The 255-nt window shown below is 56.9% G+C and carries 1 protein-coding gene; it reads left to right on the forward strand.

The genetic code is table 11. The features are described 5' to 3' along the window. A partial coding sequence (locus E0D98_RS26945) for a transposase domain-containing protein (protein WP_000327430.1) occupies positions 1-255 on the forward strand: 255 nt, incomplete at both ends.

Here is a 255-nt window from a genome sequence, read left to right on the forward strand (position 1 = left end):
GCTGGGTGGAAATCGACAACAACATCGCTGAAAATGCCCTGCGGGCGGTCAGTCTGGGTCGTAAAAACTTCCTGTTCTTCGGCTCTGACCATGGTGGTGAGCGGGGAGCGCTACTGTACAGCCTGATCGGGACGTGCAAACTGAATGACGTGGATCCAGAAAGCTACCTTCGCCATGTGCTTGGCGTCATAGCAGACTGGCCGGTCAACCGGGTCAGCGAACTGCTTCCGTGGCGCATAGCACTGCCAGCTGAAT

The sequence above is a fragment of the Escherichia sp. KCJ4928 genome (genome assembly GCF_004352695.1).
Taxonomy (GTDB): Bacteria; Pseudomonadota; Gammaproteobacteria; order Enterobacterales; family Enterobacteriaceae; genus ECMA0423.